This is a genomic window from Streptomyces sp. NPDC056061 (assembly GCF_042266885.1).
Lineage (GTDB): Bacteria > Actinomycetota > Actinomycetes > Streptomycetales > Streptomycetaceae > Streptomyces.
Genome location: NZ_JBHJWQ010000013.1, coordinates 1 through 17737 on the forward strand (window position 1 = coordinate 1; position 17737 = coordinate 17737).

Here is a 17737-nt window from a genome sequence, read left to right on the forward strand (position 1 = left end):
AGCGCCGATGGTACTGCAGGGGGGACCCTGTGGGAGAGTAGGTCGCCGCCGGACTCCTTTTGTGGGAAGCCCCGTGCCCTTGTGGCACGGGGCTTTTCCGCGTTTCAGGGGCTGATATGCGTGGCACCCTGCCGTGTCCGTCTCGTTCGGTTCCTCGCTCCGTTACTTGCGTATGGCCGGCCAGCGGGCGGTGGGAGCCGGAGAGTGAGGAGCGGAGCCGGCTTCGGGACCGGTGAAAACCCATCAAAGGCTCTGGCGGTCAGTGGTTTTGAGTATCCCCGACTTCAGGGTATGCTTTAGCTCGTTGCCACAGCGCAGCAGGCCCCAATAGCTCAGTCGGTAGAGCGTCTCCATGGTAAGGAGAAGGTCTGCGGTTCGATTCCGCATTGGGGCTCAGAAGAAGCAAAAGGCCCTCACCAATCGGTGAGGGCCTTTTGCATGCTCAGGGGTTGGTGACCCGAGCCCGGTCATGCGCTGGTTTGTGGAAAAGGTCGCCGGCCGGGTCCAACGCTGCCGGGTCGCTATGGCCGTGGAGTTCTCGGCTCGGCGGGACGACCACAGCCCTGGCCCGTGACACCAGGATGCGCAGGGCCATCCGGTCTTCCGAGGGGGCCACGGGCCGGAGTTCCGGCCGTGCAGGAGCGCTCAGGCGGCCGGTGGTTCGGGCACGCGCATGGCGAGGATGGCCATGTCGTCCGAGGCGGGCTCGGCGGCGAAGCGCTCGACCGCCCGCAGGATGCGGGAGGCCACCGCACCGGCCGTCAGACCGGTGCAGGTCGCCAGGACATCGGCCAAGCCGTCGTCGCCGAGCATGCGGGTGCCCTCGCGGCGCTCCGTCACGCCGTCGGTCACGCACAGCAGGACGTCGCCCGGGGCGAGGGTCACCGCCTGCTCGTACAGATCGAGGTCCTCCATCACGCCCAGCAGGGGCTGCGGTTCGGCCGCGGCCTCGACCGAGCCGTCCTGACGCAGGCGCAACGGCAGGGGGTGGCCCGCGCAGACCACCTTCAGGAGGGCGCTGCCGTCCTCCTGGGGCCACAGCTCTCCGTACAGGAGCGTGAGGAAGCGGCTGCGGGTTCCCTCGTCCAGGATTGCCGCGTTGAGGCGTTCCAGCACCGCCGGGCCGCCGAAGCCCTCACGGGCGAGGAGGCGCAGGGCGTGGCGGGCCAGGCCGGTGACCGCTGCCGCCTCCGGACCCGTACCGCATACGTCGCCGATGGCGAAGCCGTAGGCGCCGTCGCGGATCGGGAAGACGTCGTAGAAGTCGCCGCCGACCTCGTTGCCCTCGCCCGCGGCGCGGTAGATGACCTCGATCTCGACATTGGGTACCTCGGGCAGCCCCGGCGGCAGCAGGCTGCGCTGGAGGGACTGACTGATCGCCATGCGTTCCGAGTACAGGCGGGCGTTGTCCAGCGCCAGGGCGGCACGACGGGAAAGGTCTTCGGCCAGTTCCAGGATCTCCTGGCGGAAATGATCGTCCGACGGTTTGCCGAGCGTGAGCATGCCGATGACGCGGTTCCGGGCGACGAGCGGCAGGACCACCGTCTCGCCGCCCACGGCGGCCGCAGTGGCGAGCGTCGTACCGATGCCGGGGCCCGGCCCGCCCGGTTCGCCGAACCCGAGCGTGCGCATCGAGGTGCGCAGAGCCGCCTGATGCGCCGCCTCGGAAGGGGCGGCCCAGACGCGGGCGCCGGGAGTCGGCACCGGATCCGGGGGAGCGATTCTGGAGAGCAGTGCCTTGAGCCCGTCGATGCGTTCCTCGTCCTCGTGGAGCACATAGGAGAGGTCCGGCTCCGAGGACTGGTCGGCGATCGTGTAGACGGCGCACCAGGTGGCCAGGGTGGGGACCGTCATCTGCGCCATCAGCGCGAGGGTCTGGTCCCGGTCCAGCGTGCCCGCGAGCAGATCGGAGGCCTCGACGAGGAACGAGAGGGAGCCGCGGCGCAGGCGTTCCAGCTCGCCCAGCCGGGCCGACTCGACGGCCAGCGCAATGCGGTCCGCGGCGAACTGGAGGCGCAGCGCCTCCTCGTTGGAGTACCGGCCCGGGGCCTCCGCGGCGACGCCCAGCGAGCCGGTGAGCCGGCCCTCGACCTTCAGCGGCACGGTGACGACCGAGCGCATGCCCGTGCCGCCCAGCAGGGGAACGGCACCGGGCATGCTGTCGAGGTCCTCGTGGACGGCGGGCATCCGGGCGGAACCGTAACGTCCCGTCCCGGCCTCCACCGGCACCCGGGCGAAACGCTGCCGGGCGGAGGGCAGCCCGGTCGTGGCCCGCACCTCCAACTCCGTCTCGTCGTCCGTGGCGAGCAGCAGGAAGGCGGAATCCGCGTCGAGCATGTCGCGCGCCCGCTCGACCGTGCGCTGGAGCAGGCCGTCGAGGTCGTCGGGGGCGGGCGAGCCGATGAAGATCTCGAACGGGTCCGCCTTGCGGCTCTCGGTGTTCGTGTCGGAGACCGGGGCGCGCGGTGGGGACTGGAGGACGGCGCGCTCGTAGTCGCGGACGAGCAGACAGACCGTGGACGGCTCGCCGTGCGGGTCACGGATCCGCAGGTGCGAGGCGTAGACGGGGATGGTGCGGCCGTCGGCGCCGCGGATCCCGTAACTGCCCTCCCAGCGCGAGAGCCGCAGGGCCTCGGCGATGCCGGTGTTGGTGCCCGGTGTCTGCGGCCAGGCGGCGAAGTCGGTGAGCTGTTTCCCGATGATCTGGTCCGCGGCGTGGCCGAAGAGGAACGCGGCGTCCTCGTTCCAGGCGGCCACGGAACCGTTGCTGCCGATCTGGACGACCGCCACGCGCACGCGTTCGTCCGCGACCGGCAGCAGGCCGACCGGGAGCTGCGGGCCCGCGGAACGGATGCCGACCGGGCGCTCGGGCAGATCGAGCTGGAACCAGACGTGCTTGTGGGTGGGCGAGTACTCGACGCCCCACCGGGAGGCGAGCGCCGCGCAGAGCATCAGTCCGCGGCCGTTCTCGCGGTCCGGGGAGACGAAATCCGGCCCCGGGTGCTGGAGCGGGACCTCACGCTCCGGATAATGGTCGGCGACCTCGATCCGGACACCGTCCTCCGTGCGCAGGCACAGGACGTCCGCGGCGGTACCGGCGTGCACCACGGCGTTCGTCACGAGCTCGCTGGTGAGGACGACGGCGTCGTCGACCACATCCGTGTACCCCCAGCCCTGGAGGGTGTCCCGGACGAAGGCGCGTGCGGTCGCCACTGAGCGGCTGACCGGTTCGAAGGTGGCAGCCGCGCGCGCGGTGATCACAGCACTCCCCATGTGGTGTCTCGTCGCTTCCCCGAGTCCTGTGCCCGTTTCTCGCCGCTTCGATTCGCTCTGCCAGGCTAGACGCTCGCTCCCGGTGCCGGGTACACGAGGGCCGACTTCGCGCAGGATCGGCCAGGAACGGGCAGGCGGACGGACAAGTGTGGGCTTCGCGACGGCGCGATCCGCGCCAACCGTCGCAGGCCGCACGCCGATCGGTCCGGGCCTGGTACGTTTCAACGATTTGACGTCCGCATGGTCACCCGTCGACGGTGGGCTGTGGCGGTGAGCCAATGAGTATCTGGGCAAGCTCCCGGATAGGACCCGAGCGATACGGTCAACCCCTGCGGGAGGGACACGGTGGAGTCTGGCGTGGCGGCGCGGGGATCAGGTACGCGCACAAAAGGCGGACAGTCCGTGAAGAAGCAGCGCAATGGAACCATCGACGTCGACGCGGCGGCGCTCAACAGACTGCTGGCGGGACTCGTGGCGATGCGCGACGGGAACTTCCGCAGGCGCCTGACCGTCTCGGGCGACGGAGTGATGGCGGAGATCGCGGCGGTGTTCAACGAGGTCGCGGACCGCAACCTGCACCTCACCGGGGAGCTGGCCCGGGTGCGGCGCGTGGTCGGACGCGAGGGCAAACTCACCGAGCGACTGGAGACGGGCGCCTGCGAGGGGTCCTGGGCCGCCGCCATCGATGCCTCCAACGAACTTGTCGACGACCTGGCGCGCCCGGTCTCGGAGGTCGGACGGGTGCTGTCGGCGGTGGCCGACGGCGACCTCGAACAGCGCATGGAACTGCGGTCGCACACGGCCGAGGGGACGGAACGGCCGTTGCGCGGCGAGTTCCTCAAGGTCGCCCGCACGGTCAACAATCTGGTCGATCAGCTGTCGGCGTTCACGGAGCAGGTGACCAGGGTCGCCGTCGAGGTGGGGACCGAGGGCAAGCTCGGCGGCCAGGCCCAGGTGCGCGGGATGTCCGGGTCGTGGAAGGACCTCACGGACTCCGTGAACACCATGGCGTACCGGCTGACGGCCCAGGTGCGGGACATCGCGCTGGTCACGACGGCGGTGGCCAAGGGCGACCTGTCGCGGAAGGTCACCGTGCACGTGGCCGGCGAGATGCTCCAGCTGAAGAACACCGTGAACACGATGGTCGACCAGCTCTCCTCGTTCTCCTCCGAGGTGACCCGGGTGGCCCGTGAGGTGGGCACCGAGGGCGAGCTGGGCGGGCAGGCGCAGGTGCCCGGGGTGGCAGGGGTCTGGAAGGACCTCACGGACTCCGTCAACACGATGGCCGGGAACCTCACCTCGCAGGTGCGCGGCATCGCCGAGGTGACCACGGCCGTCGCCAACGGCGACCTGTCGCAGAAGGTCACGGTGAGCGCGCGCGGCGAGGTCGCCCAGCTGGCCGAGACGATCAACCAGATGACCGAGACGCTGCGCACCTTCGCGGACGAGGTGACGCGGGTGGCGAGCGAGGTCGGCGGCGAGGGGCTGCTGGGCGGCCAGGCGCAGGTGCCGGGGGCCGCCGGTACCTGGAAGGACCTCACCGATTCGGTGAACACGGTCTTCCGGAACCTGACGACGCAGGTGCGGGACATCGCGCAGGTCACCACGGCGGTGGCCAGCGGTGACATGACGCAGAAGGTCACGGTCGACGTGGCCGGCGAGATGCTGGAGCTGAAGAACGCCGTCAACACGATGGTGGACCAGCTCCAGTCCTTCGGTTCGGAAGTGACGCGGGTGGCCCGTGAGGTCGGCGTCGAGGGCCGTCTCGGCGGCCAGGCCGAGGTACCGGGCGCGGCAGGGACCTGGAAGGACCTCACCGATTCGGTGAACACGGCGTTCCGGAACCTGACGGGCCAGGTGCGCGACATCGCGCAGGTGACGACCGCGGTGGCCAACGGCGACCTGTCGCAGAAGGTCACGGTCGACGTCGCGGGCGAGATGCTGGAGCTGAAGAACACCGTCAACACGATGGTCGCGCAGCTCTCGAACTTCGCCGACCAGGTGACGCGGATGGCGCGGGACGTGGGCACGGAGGGCCGCCTCGGCGGTCAGGCGCGGGTCGACGGCGTCTCCGGCACCTGGAAGGAGCTCACCGACTCCGTCAACTTCATGGCCGGGAACCTGACGTCCCAGGTGCGCCAGATCGCGCAGGTGACCACGGCGGTCGCGCGGGGCGACCTGTCGCAGAAGATCGACGTGGACGCGCGCGGCGAGATCCTGGAGCTCAAGAACACCATCAACACGATGGTCGACCAGCTCTCCGCCTTCGCGGACCAGGTGACGCGGGTGGCCCGCGAGGTGGGCACCGACGGGCGGCTCGGCGGCCAGGCGCAGGTGCCCGGGGTGGCCGGTGTCTGGCGGGACCTCACCGACTCGGTGAACGGCATGGCCGGCAACCTCACCGATCAGGTGCGCAGCATCGCCCAGGTCGCCACGGCGGTCGCGCGCGGTGACCTGTCGCAGAAGATCGACGTGGACGCCCGGGGCGAGATCCTGGAGCTCAAGAATGTGCTGAACACGATGGTGGACCAGCTCTCGAACTTCGCCGAGCAGGTGACCAGAGTCGCCCGCGAGGTGGGCACGGAGGGCATGCTGGGCGGCCAGGCCGAGGTGCAGGGCGTGTCCGGCACCTGGAAGGACCTCACCCAGTCCGTCAACGGCATGGCGAACAACCTGACGCTTCAGGTCCGCAACATCGCCGAGGTCACCACCGCGGTCGCCAAGGGCGACCTCTCCAAGAAGATCACGGTCGACGCCAAGGGCGAGATCCTTGAACTGGTCACGACCGTCAACACCATGGTCGACCAGCTGCTCAACTTCGCCGACGAGGTGACGCGCGTCGCCCGCGAGGTGGGGACCGAGGGCATCCTCGGCGGCCAGGCGCGGGTGCGCGGGGCGACCGGCATCTGGAAGGACCTCAGCGACAACGTCAACCTGATGGCCAACAACCTCACCAGCCAGGTGCGGAACATCTCCCGGGTGTCGTCCGCGGTCGCCAACGGCGATCTGACGAAGAAGGTCACCGTCGAGGCGCGCGGCGAGGTCGCCGAACTCGCGGACACCGTCAACACGATGGTGACGACGCTGTCCTCGTTCGCCGACGAGGTGACGCGCGTCGCCCGCGAGGTGGGCACGGAGGGCGAGTTGGGCGGCCAGGCGCGCGTGCCCGGTGTCTCCGGCACGTGGAAGGACCTCACCGAGTCGGTGAACTCGATGGCGTCCAATCTGACCGGTCAGGTGCGTCAGATCGCCGCGGTCACCACGGCCATCGCCAAGGGCGACCTCACCAAGAAGATCGACATCGATGCCCGGGGCGAGATCCTGGAGCTGAAGAACACCATCAACACCATGGTCGACCAGCTGTCCTCGTTCGCCGAGCAGGTGACCCGGGTGGCCCGCGAGGTGGGTACCGAGGGGCAGCTCGGCGGCCAGGCCCGGGTGCGGAACGTCGACGGTACCTGGCGCGACCTCACCGAGTCGGTGAACGAGATGGCGGGCAATCTGACCCGCCAGGTGCGCGCCATCGCGGCCGTCGCCACGGCGGTGACCCGGGGCGATCTGAACCTCAAGATCGACGTGGACGCGGCGGGCGAGATCCAGGCCCTGCAGGACAACATCAACACGATGATCGCCAATCTGCGCGACACCACGGCCACCAACAAGGAGCAGGACTGGCTCAAGGGCAACCTCGCCCGGATCTCCGGCCTGATGCAGGGGCGGCGCGACCTCGACGACGTGGCCTCGCTGATCATGAGCGAGCTGACGCCGGTCGTCTCCGCGCAGCACGGGGCGTTCTTCCTGGCCATGCCGATCGGGGAGACCGACACGGTCGGGACGGACCCGGACCAGGACAACGCGTACGAGCTGTGCATGAGGGGCAGCTACGGGTACTCGGCCGGATCGATGCCGACGTCCTTCCGGCCCGGCGAGACGCTCATCGGGACGGCGGCGGAGGAGAAGCGGACCATCCAGGTGGACAACGTTCCGCCGGGATACCTGAAGATCTCCTCCGGGCTGGGCGAGGCGCCGCCCGCGCACGTGATCGTGCTGCCGGTGCTCTTCGAGGGCAAGGTCCTCGGCGTGATCGAGCTCGCCTCGTTCCAGCCGTTCACGCAGATCCAGCGGGACTTCCTCAACCAGCTCGCCGAGATGATCGCCACCAGCGTCAACACCATCAGCGTCAATACGAAGACCGAGAAGCTCCTGGAACAGTCGCAGGAGCTGGCCGAGCAATTGCGGGACCGTTCCAAGGAGTTGGAGAACCGGCAGAAGGCCCTCCAGGCGTCCAACGCCGAACTGGAGGAGAAGGCCGAGCTGCTGGCCCGGCAGAACCGCGACATCGAGGTCAAGAACACCGAGATCGAGGACGCCCGTCAGGTCCTGGAGGAGCGCGCCGAGCAGCTCGCCGTCTCGATGCGCTACAAGTCCGAATTCCTGGCGAACATGTCGCACGAGCTGCGCACGCCGCTCAACTCCCTCCTCATTCTCGCCAAGTTGCTCGCGGACAACGCCGAGGGGAACCTCTCGCCGAAGCAGGTGGAGTTCGCCGAGACGATCCACGGGGCCGGTTCCGATCTGCTCCAGCTGATCAACGACATCCTCGATCTGACGAAGGTCGAGGCGGGCAAGATGGACGTCAGCCCGACCCGGATCGCCCTGGTCCAGTTGGTCGACTACGTGGAGGCGACCTTCCGGCCGCTCACCGCGGAGAAGGGGCTCGACTTCTCCGTGCGGGTCTCGCCGGAGCTGCCCGCCACGCTGAACACGGACGAGCAGCGCCTGCTCCAGGTGCTGCGCAACCTCCTCTCCAACGCGGTGAAGTTCACCGACAGCGGGGCGGTCGAACTGGTGATCCGGCTCGCCACCGAGGACGTGCCGAACGCCATCCGCGAGCAACTCCTGGAGGCCGGTTCGCTGCGCGCCGCCGACGCCGACCTGATCGCCTTCTCGGTGACCGACACCGGAATCGGCATCGCGGCCAGCAAGATGCTGGTGATCTTCGAGGCGTTCAAGCAGGCGGACGGTACGACCAGCCGCAAGTACGGCGGTACGGGGCTCGGTCTGTCCATCAGCCGGGAGATCGCCCGGCTGCTGGGCGGTGAGATCCACGCGGCGAGCGAGCCGGGCCGCGGTTCCACGTTCACGCTGTACCTGCCCCTGCACCCCATCGAGTTGCCGCCGCAGGGCTACCCGCAGAACGGCCCGGAGACCGCCGAACCGCGCGGGGGCACGGCCGAGGAGGCGCTGCACCCGGAGGCCGGCGCGGGAGCCGGGGCGGGGACCGGTGCCCGCGATTCGGCGGATGCCGGCAACGCCGCCGCGGGTGCCGTCGGCGCCGGCGGACTGACGCCGCAGCGTCGCAAGGCGCTGAGTGGTGCCGGGCGGCAGCCCGCACTGCCCGCCCGGAGCGGTGCCCCGGCCACGGGGCAGGAGCAGTGGACGCCCGGAGTTCAGGAAGTGCCGGAGGCCCGCAGGGCCTTCCGGTTCCACGGCGAGAAGGTGCTGATCGTCGACGACGACATCCGCAACGTCTTCGCGCTCACCAGCGTGCTGGAACAGCACGGTCTGTCGGTGCTGTACGCCGAGAACGGCCGCGTCGGCATCGAAGTCCTGGAGCAGCACGACAATGTGGCCGTCGTACTGATGGACATCATGATGCCGGAGATGGACGGCTATGCCACGACGGCGGCGATCCGGCGGATGCCGCAGTTCGCCGGGCTGCCCATCGTCGCGCTGACCGCGAAGGCCATGAAGGGTGACCGGGAGAAGGCGATCGAGTCCGGTGCTTCCGACTATGTCACCAAGCCCGTTGACCCTGATCACCTTCTCTCCGTCATGGAGCAATGGATGCGCGGAGAGTGATCAGTTTTGGCGGGAATGACGATGGGTTGGTGATCGATTGTGCCCGCGGGGGTGTGGGAGGGCGCCGCACGGGGAACCTTCCCGTTCTCTGCGGCGTTTTCCTTGTGTGCACAGTGACATCACGGTGACAGGGTGTGGTGACCGGCAGGGTGCGGCTACCATGACCGGCACAAGGACGGACGGCGCAAGGGAGTCGTCCCCTGGGGCGGCGCCCGGTGCGATTCCGGGGCGAGGAGGACGGGCCATGGTCCAGAAGGCCAAGATCCTCCTGGTCGATGACCGGCCGGAGAATCTGCTGGCGCTGGAGGCCATCCTCTCTGCGCTCGATCAGACACTGGTGCGGGCATCGTCAGGGGAGGAAGCGCTCAAGGCGCTGCTCACGGACGACTTCGCGGTCATTCTGCTGGACGTCCAGATGCCGGGCATGGATGGTTTCGAAACCGCCGCACACATCAAGCGGCGGGAACGGACCCGGGACATCCCGATCATCTTTCTCACCGCGATCAACCACGGACCGCATCACACCTTCCGGGGCTATGCGGCGGGTGCGGTGGACTACATCTCGAAGCCGTTCGACCCGTGGGTGCTGCGGGCCAAGGTCTCGGTCTTCGTCGAGCTGTACACGAAGAACTGCAAGCTGCGGGAACAGGCGGCGCTGCTGCGTCTCCAGTTGGAGGGCGACGCCGACGGAGGCGCGGGCCACGAGAACGAGCCGGCCGGGCTGCTGGCCGAGCTCTCGGCGCGGCTCGCCGCCGTCGAGGAGCAGGCCGAGGCGCTGTCCAAGCAGCTCGACGACGAGTCGGCGGACGCCGCCGCGGTGGCCACCGCCGCCCATCTGGAACGCAAGCTGACCGGTCTGCGCCGGGCGCTCGACGCGCTGGAGCCCGGAACCGGCAGCGGAGCGACCAGCCTTCCCTCGTAACGGCGGAGAGGCCGCGGACCGGCCGCGGTGCCGGACCGTGACGGGGCCCGACCGGTGGGTGCGATGCCGGCACGCGCGTGGTGACGTCCGGTCGATCGGCGGATGATTGCCCCACGTTCGGCCCAACTGCCGTGCGGCACCGTGCGCTCGCCCGCTCATGACGAGGCGTCGACTCCTGTGTGCGCGTGAGCGCGCGTCAATTTGCGTCCTCTGTGCAGCGACACGGTCGGGTGAAGCGGCAGTCACGCGTGTTCACGGCTGTCGACACCGGTAACCTCGGAACCATGGCCTCACGTACGTCCGGCAAGGGTTCCCAGGGCACGGCGGGCACCGCGAAGCGCGTCGGCCGTACCGCGGGGCCCGCCAAGAAGAGCGCGCCGGCGAAGAAAGCCGCGCCCGCGAGAAAGCCCGCCGCGAAGAAATCCGCACCCGCCAAGAAGGCTCCGGCCAAGAAGGCGGCCGCTCCCCGGCCGGCGCCGTCGCCCACCAGCGGTGTCTACCGGCTGGTGCGCGCCCTCTGGCTCGGCGCCGCCCACACCGTCGGCGCGATGTTCCGCGGCGTGGGGCGCGGCGCCAAGGGGCTCGACCCCGCGCACCGCAAGGACGGCATCGCGCTGCTGCTGCTGGGCCTCGCCCTGATCATCGCCGCGGGCACCTGGTCGAATCTGCGCGGACCCGTCGGCGACCTCGTCGAGATGCTCGTCACCGGAGCCTTCGGCCGACTGGATCTGCTCGTACCGATACTGCTCGGTGCCATCGCGGTGCGGCTGATCCGCCACCCGGAGCGGCCGGAGGCCAACGGACGCATCGTCATCGGTCTGTCCGCACTGGTCGTCGGCGTGCTCGGGCAGGTCCACATCGCGTGCGGATCGCCAGGTCGGGGGGACCCCGCCAGCGCGATGCAGGACGCGGGTGGGCTCATCGGCTGGGCGGCCTCCAAACCGCTGATCTACACGATGGGCGAGGTCCTGGCCGTCCCGTTGCTCCTGCTGCTCACCGTCTTCGGACTGCTCGTGGTCACCGCCACGCCGGTCAACGCCATTCCGCAGCGGCTGCGGCTGCTCGGGACCAAGCTCGGCATCCTCGACCCGCCGTACGACCCGGAGGAGTACCAGGAGAACGACGACGAGCGCTACGAGGAACAGTGGCGCGAGGCCCTGCCCGCCCGTTCCCGCCGGTCCCGGGCGCCGCGCGACGAGGACGAGGACCACGACCTCGAGGCTGAGGCGCTCGCCAAGCGCCGAAAGCCTCGCAGGCCCTCCGCCCAGCCCGCGCAGAACCGCACCATGGACGCGGTGGACGTCGCCGCCGCGGCGGCCGCCGCGCTCGACGGAGCCGTGCTCAACGGCATGCCGCCCTCGCCGACCGTCGCCGACCTCACCCAGGGCGTCACCGCCGAACGCGAACTCGCGGGTTCGCCGGTGCCGGGTGCCAGGGAGGGCGAAACCGGCAGGCGGAAGCAGGCCGAGGCGGCGGTGCCGGCGGGCGGCGTGCCCGACCTGACGAAGCCCGCGCCCGACCGATCACAGTCCGAGCCCCTGCCGGCCCGGGCCGAACAGCTGCAGCTGTCCGGCGACATCACCTACGCGCTGCCCTCGCTCGACCTGCTGGAACGCGGCGGACCCGGCAAGACCCGCAGCGCCGCCAACGACACGATCGTGGCGGCCCTGACCAACGTGTTCACCGAGTTCAAGGTCGACGCCGCCGTCACCGGCTTCACCCGCGGGCCGACGGTCACCCGCTACGAGGTGGAGCTCGGCCCCGCCGTGAAGGTCGAGCGGATCACCGCACTCGCCAAGAACATCGCGTACGCCGTCGCCAGCCCGGACGTCCGGATCATCTCCCCGATCCCGGGGAAATCGGCAGTGGGCATCGAGATCCCCAACACCGACCGGGAGATGGTCAACCTCGGGGACGTGCTGCGCCTCGCGGACGCCGCCGAGGACGACCACCCGATGCTGGTCGCGCTCGGCAAGGACGTCGAGGGCGGCTATGTGATGGCCAACCTGGCGAAGATGCCGCACGTGCTGGTGGCCGGCGCGACCGGGTCCGGCAAGTCGTCCTGCATCAACTGCCTGATCACCTCGATCATGGTGCGGGCGACCCCGGAGGACGTGCGGATGGTGCTGGTCGACCCGAAGCGGGTCGAGCTGACCGCGTACGAGGGCATCCCGCACCTGATCACGCCGATCATCACCAACCCCAAGCGCGCCGCCGAGGCCCTCCAGTGGGTGGTGCGGGAGATGGACCTGCGGTACGACGACCTCGCCGCCTTCGGGTACCGGCACATCGACGACTTCAACCAGGCCGTGCGCAGCGGCAAGGTCAAGCCGCCGGAGGGCAGCGAACGGGAACTCTCGCCGTATCCGTACCTGCTGGTGATCGTCGACGAGCTCGCCGACCTGATGATGGTCGCCCCGCGCGACGTGGAGGACGCCATCGTCCGCATCACCCAGCTGGCCCGCGCCGCGGGAATCCACCTGGTGCTCGCCACCCAGCGGCCCTCGGTCGACGTCGTCACGGGGCTGATCAAGGCGAACGTGCCCTCCCGGCTCGCCTTCGCGACCTCGTCGCTGGCGGACAGCCGGGTCATCCTCGACCAGCCCGGCGCCGAAAAGCTCATCGGCAAGGGCGACGGGCTGTTCCTGCCGATGGGGGCCAACAAGCCCACCCGTATGCAGGGCGCCTTCGTCACCGAGGACGAGGTCGCGGCCGTCGTCCAGCACTGCAAGGACCAGATGGCGCCGGTCTTCCGCGAGGACGTGGTGGTCGGCACCGCCAAGAAGAAGGAGATCGACGAGGACATCGGCGACGATCTGGATCTGCTCTGCCAGGCGGCCGAACTTGTCGTGTCCACCCAGTTCGGGTCCACCTCGATGCTCCAGCGCAAGCTGCGTGTCGGGTTCGCCAAGGCGGGCCGCCTGATGGACCTGATGGAGTCGCGGAACATCGTCGGGCCGAGCGAGGGGTCCAAGGCGCGCGACGTCCTGGTGAAACCCGACGAGCTGGACGGGGTGTTGGCTGTCATCCGCGGGGAAGACGCCCCTGTGACATAGCCCGGACGGCGTCCTCGCACCGTCGCCCGGCCCCGGCCGTACGGCGTGGGTGCGGGGACGCGGCCCAGGGTGAACTCCGGGCAACCGTTTCGCCGGGTCGTACGTCAAGTTGGAGGGAGGGGCGGCAGGATGGTCCTTCCCGGGGTGGCTTGGCGCATCGGACAGTGTTCGAGTCCGATGGCGTACAAAGTCCTTCCTCCCGGTTGCCCCACCCTTTCGTACCCCCCCTAGACTGAACACCCAGCAGGTGGCTCACGCTCGAAAGGCGCCCCCGTGTCCATCGGCAACTCCCCCGAAGACGACCGGCCCTTGATCGGTCGAGTGCTTCAGCAGGCTCGTATCGCCGCAGGTCTCACGGTCGAAGAGATCAGTACATCCACGCGGGTGCGCATCCCCATCGTGCACGCGATCGAAGAGGACGACTTCTCCCGCTGCGGCGGCGACGTCTACGCGCGCGGACACATCCGCGCGCTGGCGCGCGCCGTCCACATCGATCCGGAGCCGCTGGTCGCGCAGTACGACGCCGAGCACGGCGGCCGCCCGGCGCCCATGTCCGCCGCCCCGCTGTTCGAGGCCGAGCGCATCCGTTCCGATCCCCGCCGCCCCAACTGGACGGCGGCCATGGTGGCCGCGATCGTGGCCGTCGTCGGTTTCGTCGGCTTCACGGTCCTCAAGGGCGGTGACGACACCTCCACCACCACGCAGGTCGCGGAGGGCCCCAAGGCCAACACGGAGAGTCCCAAGCCCACCAAGCCCGCCGACCCCAAGCCGAACCCCACCGACGGCGCCATCGCGGCGGCCCCCAGGGACAAGGTCACGGTCAAGCTCAGCGCGAACGACGGCAGGAGCTGGATCTCCGCCAAGGACCACAACGGGCGACAGCTCTTCGACGGGCTGCTGGAGCAGGGCCAGTCCAAGACCTTCCAGGACCAGGAGCGGATCGACCTCGTACTCGGCGATGCCGGGGCCATCGAGCTGTTCGTCAACGGCAAGAAGGTCGAGGACACCTTCCGGCCGGGCCAGGTCGAGCGGCTCTCGTACACGAAGGGCGATCCGTCGGTCGGCTGACGCGGGCACGCGCCACCCGTGCGGCGGCGCGGTGCTCGTCCGGGCGCGGACGGCCGTTCCCCCGAAGGCGACGGCGGCCGCGCCCCGGCGACGACGGCGAGGCGGCGAACGCACGGCATTCCTGCCGGTGCTCGCCGTCTTCGTCACTGCGCGTAATGAAGGAACCTGCACGGCAGGGCGGCCGCCGGGACAAAGTAGTCTTGAGCCCATGCCCGAACGCCGTACCGTCGCCCTTGTCACTCTCGGCTGCGCCCGTAACGAGGTGGACTCGGAGGAGCTCGCAGGCCGCTTGGCAGCGGACGGCTGGGAGCTCGTCGAGGACGCCTCCGACGCCGATGTCGCCGTCGTCAACACCTGTGGATTCGTCGAGGCCGCCAAGAAGGACTCCGTCGACGCCCTGCTCGAAGCCAATGATCTGAAGGACCACGGCAGAACCCAGGCCGTGGTCGCCGTCGGCTGCATGGCCGAGCGCTACGGCAAGGATCTCGCCGAGGCCCTGCCCGAGGCGGACGGGGTGCTCGGGTTCGACGACTACGCCGACATCTCCGATCGCCTCCAGACCATTCTCAGCGGTGGCGTCCACGCCGCGCACACTCCGCGCGACCGCCGCAAGCTCCTGCCGATCAGCCCTGCCGAGCGGCAGGATGCCGCAGTGGCTCTGCCGGGGCACGCCCAGCAGACCGCACCGGCCGCCGCACCGGACGACCTCCCCGAGGGCGTCGCACCGGTCTCGGGTCCGCGGGCGCCCCTGCGCCGTCGGCTGGGCACCAGCCCCGTCGCCTCGGTGAAGCTCGCCTCCGGCTGCGACCGCCGTTGCTCGTTCTGCGCCATCCCGTCCTTCCGCGGCTCCTTCATCTCGCGGCGCCCGTCGGACGTGCTGGGGGAGACCCGCTGGCTGGCCGAGCAGGGGGTCAAGGAGATCATGCTGGTCTCCGAGAACAACACCTCGTACGGCAAGGACCTCGGCGACATCCGGCTGCTGGAGACGCTGCTTCCGGAACTAGCGGAGGTGGACGGGATCGAGCGGATCCGGGTCAGCTACCTGCAGCCCGCGGAGATGCGACCGGGTCTCATCGACGTGCTGACCTCGACCCCGAAGGTCGCCCCGTACTTCGACCTGTCCTTCCAGCACTCGGCCCCCGGTGTGCTGCGGGCGATGCGCCGCTTCGGCGACACCGACCGCTTCCTGGAACTCCTGGACACCATCCGGGGCAAGGCACCGCAGGCCGGTGCCCGCTCCAACTTCATCGTCGGCTTCCCCGGCGAGACCGAGGCCGACGTGGCGGAGCTGGAACGCTTCCTCACCGGTGCCCGGCTCGATGCCATCGGCGTGTTCGGCTACTCCGACGAGGAGGGCACCGAGGCGGCCGGCTACGAGAACAAGCTCGATGCCGACGTCGTCGCGGAGCGCCTCGCGCACATCTCGCAGCTGGCCGAGGAGCTGACCTCGCAGCGGGCCGAGGAGCGCCTCGGCGAGACCCTCCAGGTGCTGGTGGAGTCCGTGGACGACGAGGAGGGCGCGGTGGGACGTGCGGCGCACCAGGCCCCCGAGACGGACGGCCAGGTGATCTTCACCGCACGCGGGGGACTGGTTCCCGGCCTTATGGTCGAAGCAGAGGTCGTGGGTACCGAAGGAGTGGACCTGGTGGCCGAGTGTTCCGAACTCGTGGAGGCGGCCAGATGACGGGAGTCCCGGCATCCGCGGCAGGTGGCTCCGGCGCGAAGCCGGTCCGCGGCGGCAAGCTGGGCAGTGCGGCCGTCAATCAGGCCAGTCTGTGGAACGTCGCCAATCTGCTCACGATGCTGCGGCTGGTGCTGGTGCCCGGCTTCGTGCTGCTGCTGCTGCACAACGGTGGCTACGACCCGGCCTGGCGGTCCTTCGCCTGGGCGGCGTTCGCCATTGCCATGATCACCGACCTGTTCGACGGTCACCTCGCACGTACGTACAACCTCGTCACCGATTTCGGTAAGATCGCCGACCCGATCGCGGACAAGGCGATCATGGGCGCGGCGCTGATCTGCCTGTCGTATCTGGGAGACCTCCCCTGGTGGGTCACCGGGGTGATCCTCTTCCGCGAGCTCGGCATCACGCTGATGCGGTTCTGGGTGATACGGCACGGGGTGATTCCGGCCAGTCGCGGCGGGAAGATGAAGACCCTGGCGCAGGGGGTTGCCGTCGGCATGTACGTCCTGGCGCTCACGGGCCCGCTCGCCACCATCCGCTTCTGGGTGATGGCGGTGGCCGTCGTGCTGACGGTCGCCACCGGGCTCGACTACGTGCGCCAGGCCGTCGTGCTGCGGCGCAGGGGGCTCGCGGCCGGACGGGTGGCAGCGAAGGCCGGGGCCGGAACCGCTGTTGCGGAGCCCGGGTCGGAATCGGCGGCGGGGGCTTCCGGGGGCGCCGGGCGGGGCTCGGCGGGTTCGGACGTCCGGGGGCCGGCGGAGGCGGAGCGGTGACCGAAGCGGCTCGGGTGCTGGAACAGCTCGTGGCGCGTGGCGAGACGCTCGCCGTCGCCGAGTCGCTGACCGGCGGTCTGGTCGCGGCGGAACTGACGTCCGTGCCGGGTGCCTCGCGCTCCTTCCTGGGGTCCGTGACGGCCTATGCGACGCCCGTGAAGCGGGAATTGCTCGGTGTGGACGGCGCCCTCCTGGCGGAACGGGGCGCGGTCGACCCGGCGGTCGCACTGCAGATGGCGGCGGGTGTGCGCCGGCTTCTCGGGGCGGACTGGGGAGCCGCCACCACCGGTGTCGCGGGCCCCGACCCGCAGGACGGGAAGCCCGTCGGCACGGTCTTCGTGGCGGTGGCCGGGCCGGACGGCACGCGGAACATGACCGCGCTGCGATTGAACGGCGGACGTACGGACATTCGTAAGGAGAGCGTCCGGAACGTTCTCGTACTGCTGTCCGGCGAACTCGGCAAGAATGCAAGCGCACAGGATACGGAACAGAACGGGGGGAATTGATGTTTGCAGCCCTGAGTGAACACGACATCGCTCCCCGCACGGCCGCGGCGCAAGGCGGTACGGTGGGGCGTGAAGGATGCGGCTACGCGGTCCGAGGAGGGAGCCACCGATGATTCTGCTCCGTCGCCTGCTTGGTGACGTGCTGCGTCGGCAGCGCCAGCGCCAAGGCCGTACTCTGCGCGAAGTCTCCTCGTCCGCCCGAGTCTCGCTCGGCTATCTCTCCGAGGTGGAGCGGGGGCAGAAGGAGGCATCCTCCGAACTGCTCTCCGCCATTTGCGACGCGCTTGACGTACGGATGTCCGAGCTCATGCGTGAAGTGAGCGATGAGCTGTCGCTGGCCGAACTGGCCGCGTCGGCAGCAGCCAGCGATCCGGTGTCCGTGCCGGTGCGCCCGATGCTCAATTCCGTCTCCGTGACATCGGTGGCGGGTGTGCCGACGGGTCGGGTGACCATCAAGGCGCCTGCGGAAGCGGTGGATGTCGTCGCCGCCTGACCGCGCGGTCCGGTGTGCAGTGCACGCCCCGGTCGGTCCCCTTGCGGGGCGGCCGGGGCTTTGCCGTCTCCGTGGGCCCGTCCCGCCGTGGACGCGTCCG

Annotated in this window: 9 protein-coding genes and 1 tRNA gene; 9 read left to right on the top strand and 1 reads right to left on the bottom strand. The window is 69.8% G+C overall.

The genetic code is table 11. The features are described 5' to 3' along the window. Window positions 1–321: 321 nt before the first annotated feature. Window positions 322–394: transfer RNA gene (locus ACFC79_RS19475), tRNA-Thr, on the top strand. Between the two features lie 251 nt (window positions 395–645). Here the strand turns inward: ACFC79_RS19475 and ACFC79_RS19480 are convergent. Further along, complete coding sequence (locus ACFC79_RS19480) at window positions 646–3273, bottom strand: SpoIIE family protein phosphatase (RefSeq protein WP_376241691.1); 2628 nt, start codon at window positions 3271–3273, stop codon at window positions 646–648. A 402-nt stretch (window positions 3274–3675) separates the two neighbouring features. Between ACFC79_RS19480 and ACFC79_RS19485 the strand changes: the two genes are divergently transcribed. From ACFC79_RS19485 to ACFC79_RS19520, 8 genes are all read left to right on the top strand, one after another. Further along, window positions 3676–9135: a HAMP domain-containing protein gene (locus tag ACFC79_RS19485; protein ID WP_376241693.1), complete on the top strand. Its 5460-nt coding sequence runs from the start codon at window positions 3676–3678 to the stop codon at window positions 9133–9135. 244 nt (window positions 9136–9379) lie between these two features. Then, on the top strand, window positions 9380–10057 hold the full coding sequence (locus tag ACFC79_RS19490; RefSeq protein WP_376241695.1) for a two-component system response regulator: 678 nt from the start codon (window positions 9380–9382) through the stop codon (window positions 10055–10057). A gap of 284 nt (window positions 10058–10341) precedes the next feature. Then, window positions 10342–13113: a DNA translocase FtsK gene (locus ACFC79_RS19495; protein ID WP_376241697.1), complete on the top strand. Its 2772-nt coding sequence runs from the start codon at window positions 10342–10344 to the stop codon at window positions 13111–13113. Between the two features lie 273 nt (window positions 13114–13386). Beyond that, complete coding sequence (locus tag ACFC79_RS19500; protein ID WP_376241699.1) at window positions 13387–14181, top strand: helix-turn-helix domain-containing protein; 795 nt, start codon at window positions 13387–13389, stop codon at window positions 14179–14181. 208 nt (window positions 14182–14389) lie between these two features. After that, window positions 14390–15865 carry a 30S ribosomal protein S12 methylthiotransferase RimO gene (gene rimO / locus ACFC79_RS19505; RefSeq protein WP_376241701.1) on the top strand — a complete coding sequence of 492 codons (1476 nt, stop codon included), beginning with the start codon at window positions 14390–14392 and terminating at the stop codon, window positions 15863–15865. Then, window positions 15862–16638, top strand: a complete 777-nt coding sequence (pgsA, locus tag ACFC79_RS19510; protein ID WP_376241702.1) for a CDP-diacylglycerol--glycerol-3-phosphate 3-phosphatidyltransferase — start codon at window positions 15862–15864, stop codon at window positions 16636–16638. Before rimO ends, pgsA begins: the two co-directional genes overlap by 4 nt. After that, window positions 16635–17144: a CinA family protein gene (locus ACFC79_RS19515; RefSeq protein WP_376241704.1), complete on the top strand. Its 510-nt coding sequence runs from the start codon at window positions 16635–16637 to the stop codon at window positions 17142–17144. Before pgsA ends, ACFC79_RS19515 begins: the two co-directional genes overlap by 4 nt. A 109-nt stretch (window positions 17145–17253) precedes the next feature. Next, a complete protein-coding gene (locus ACFC79_RS19520) occupies window positions 17254–17637 on the top strand; it encodes a helix-turn-helix domain-containing protein (protein WP_376241706.1) in 384 nt (127 codons plus the stop codon). Window positions 17638–17737: the final 100 nt, after the last annotated feature.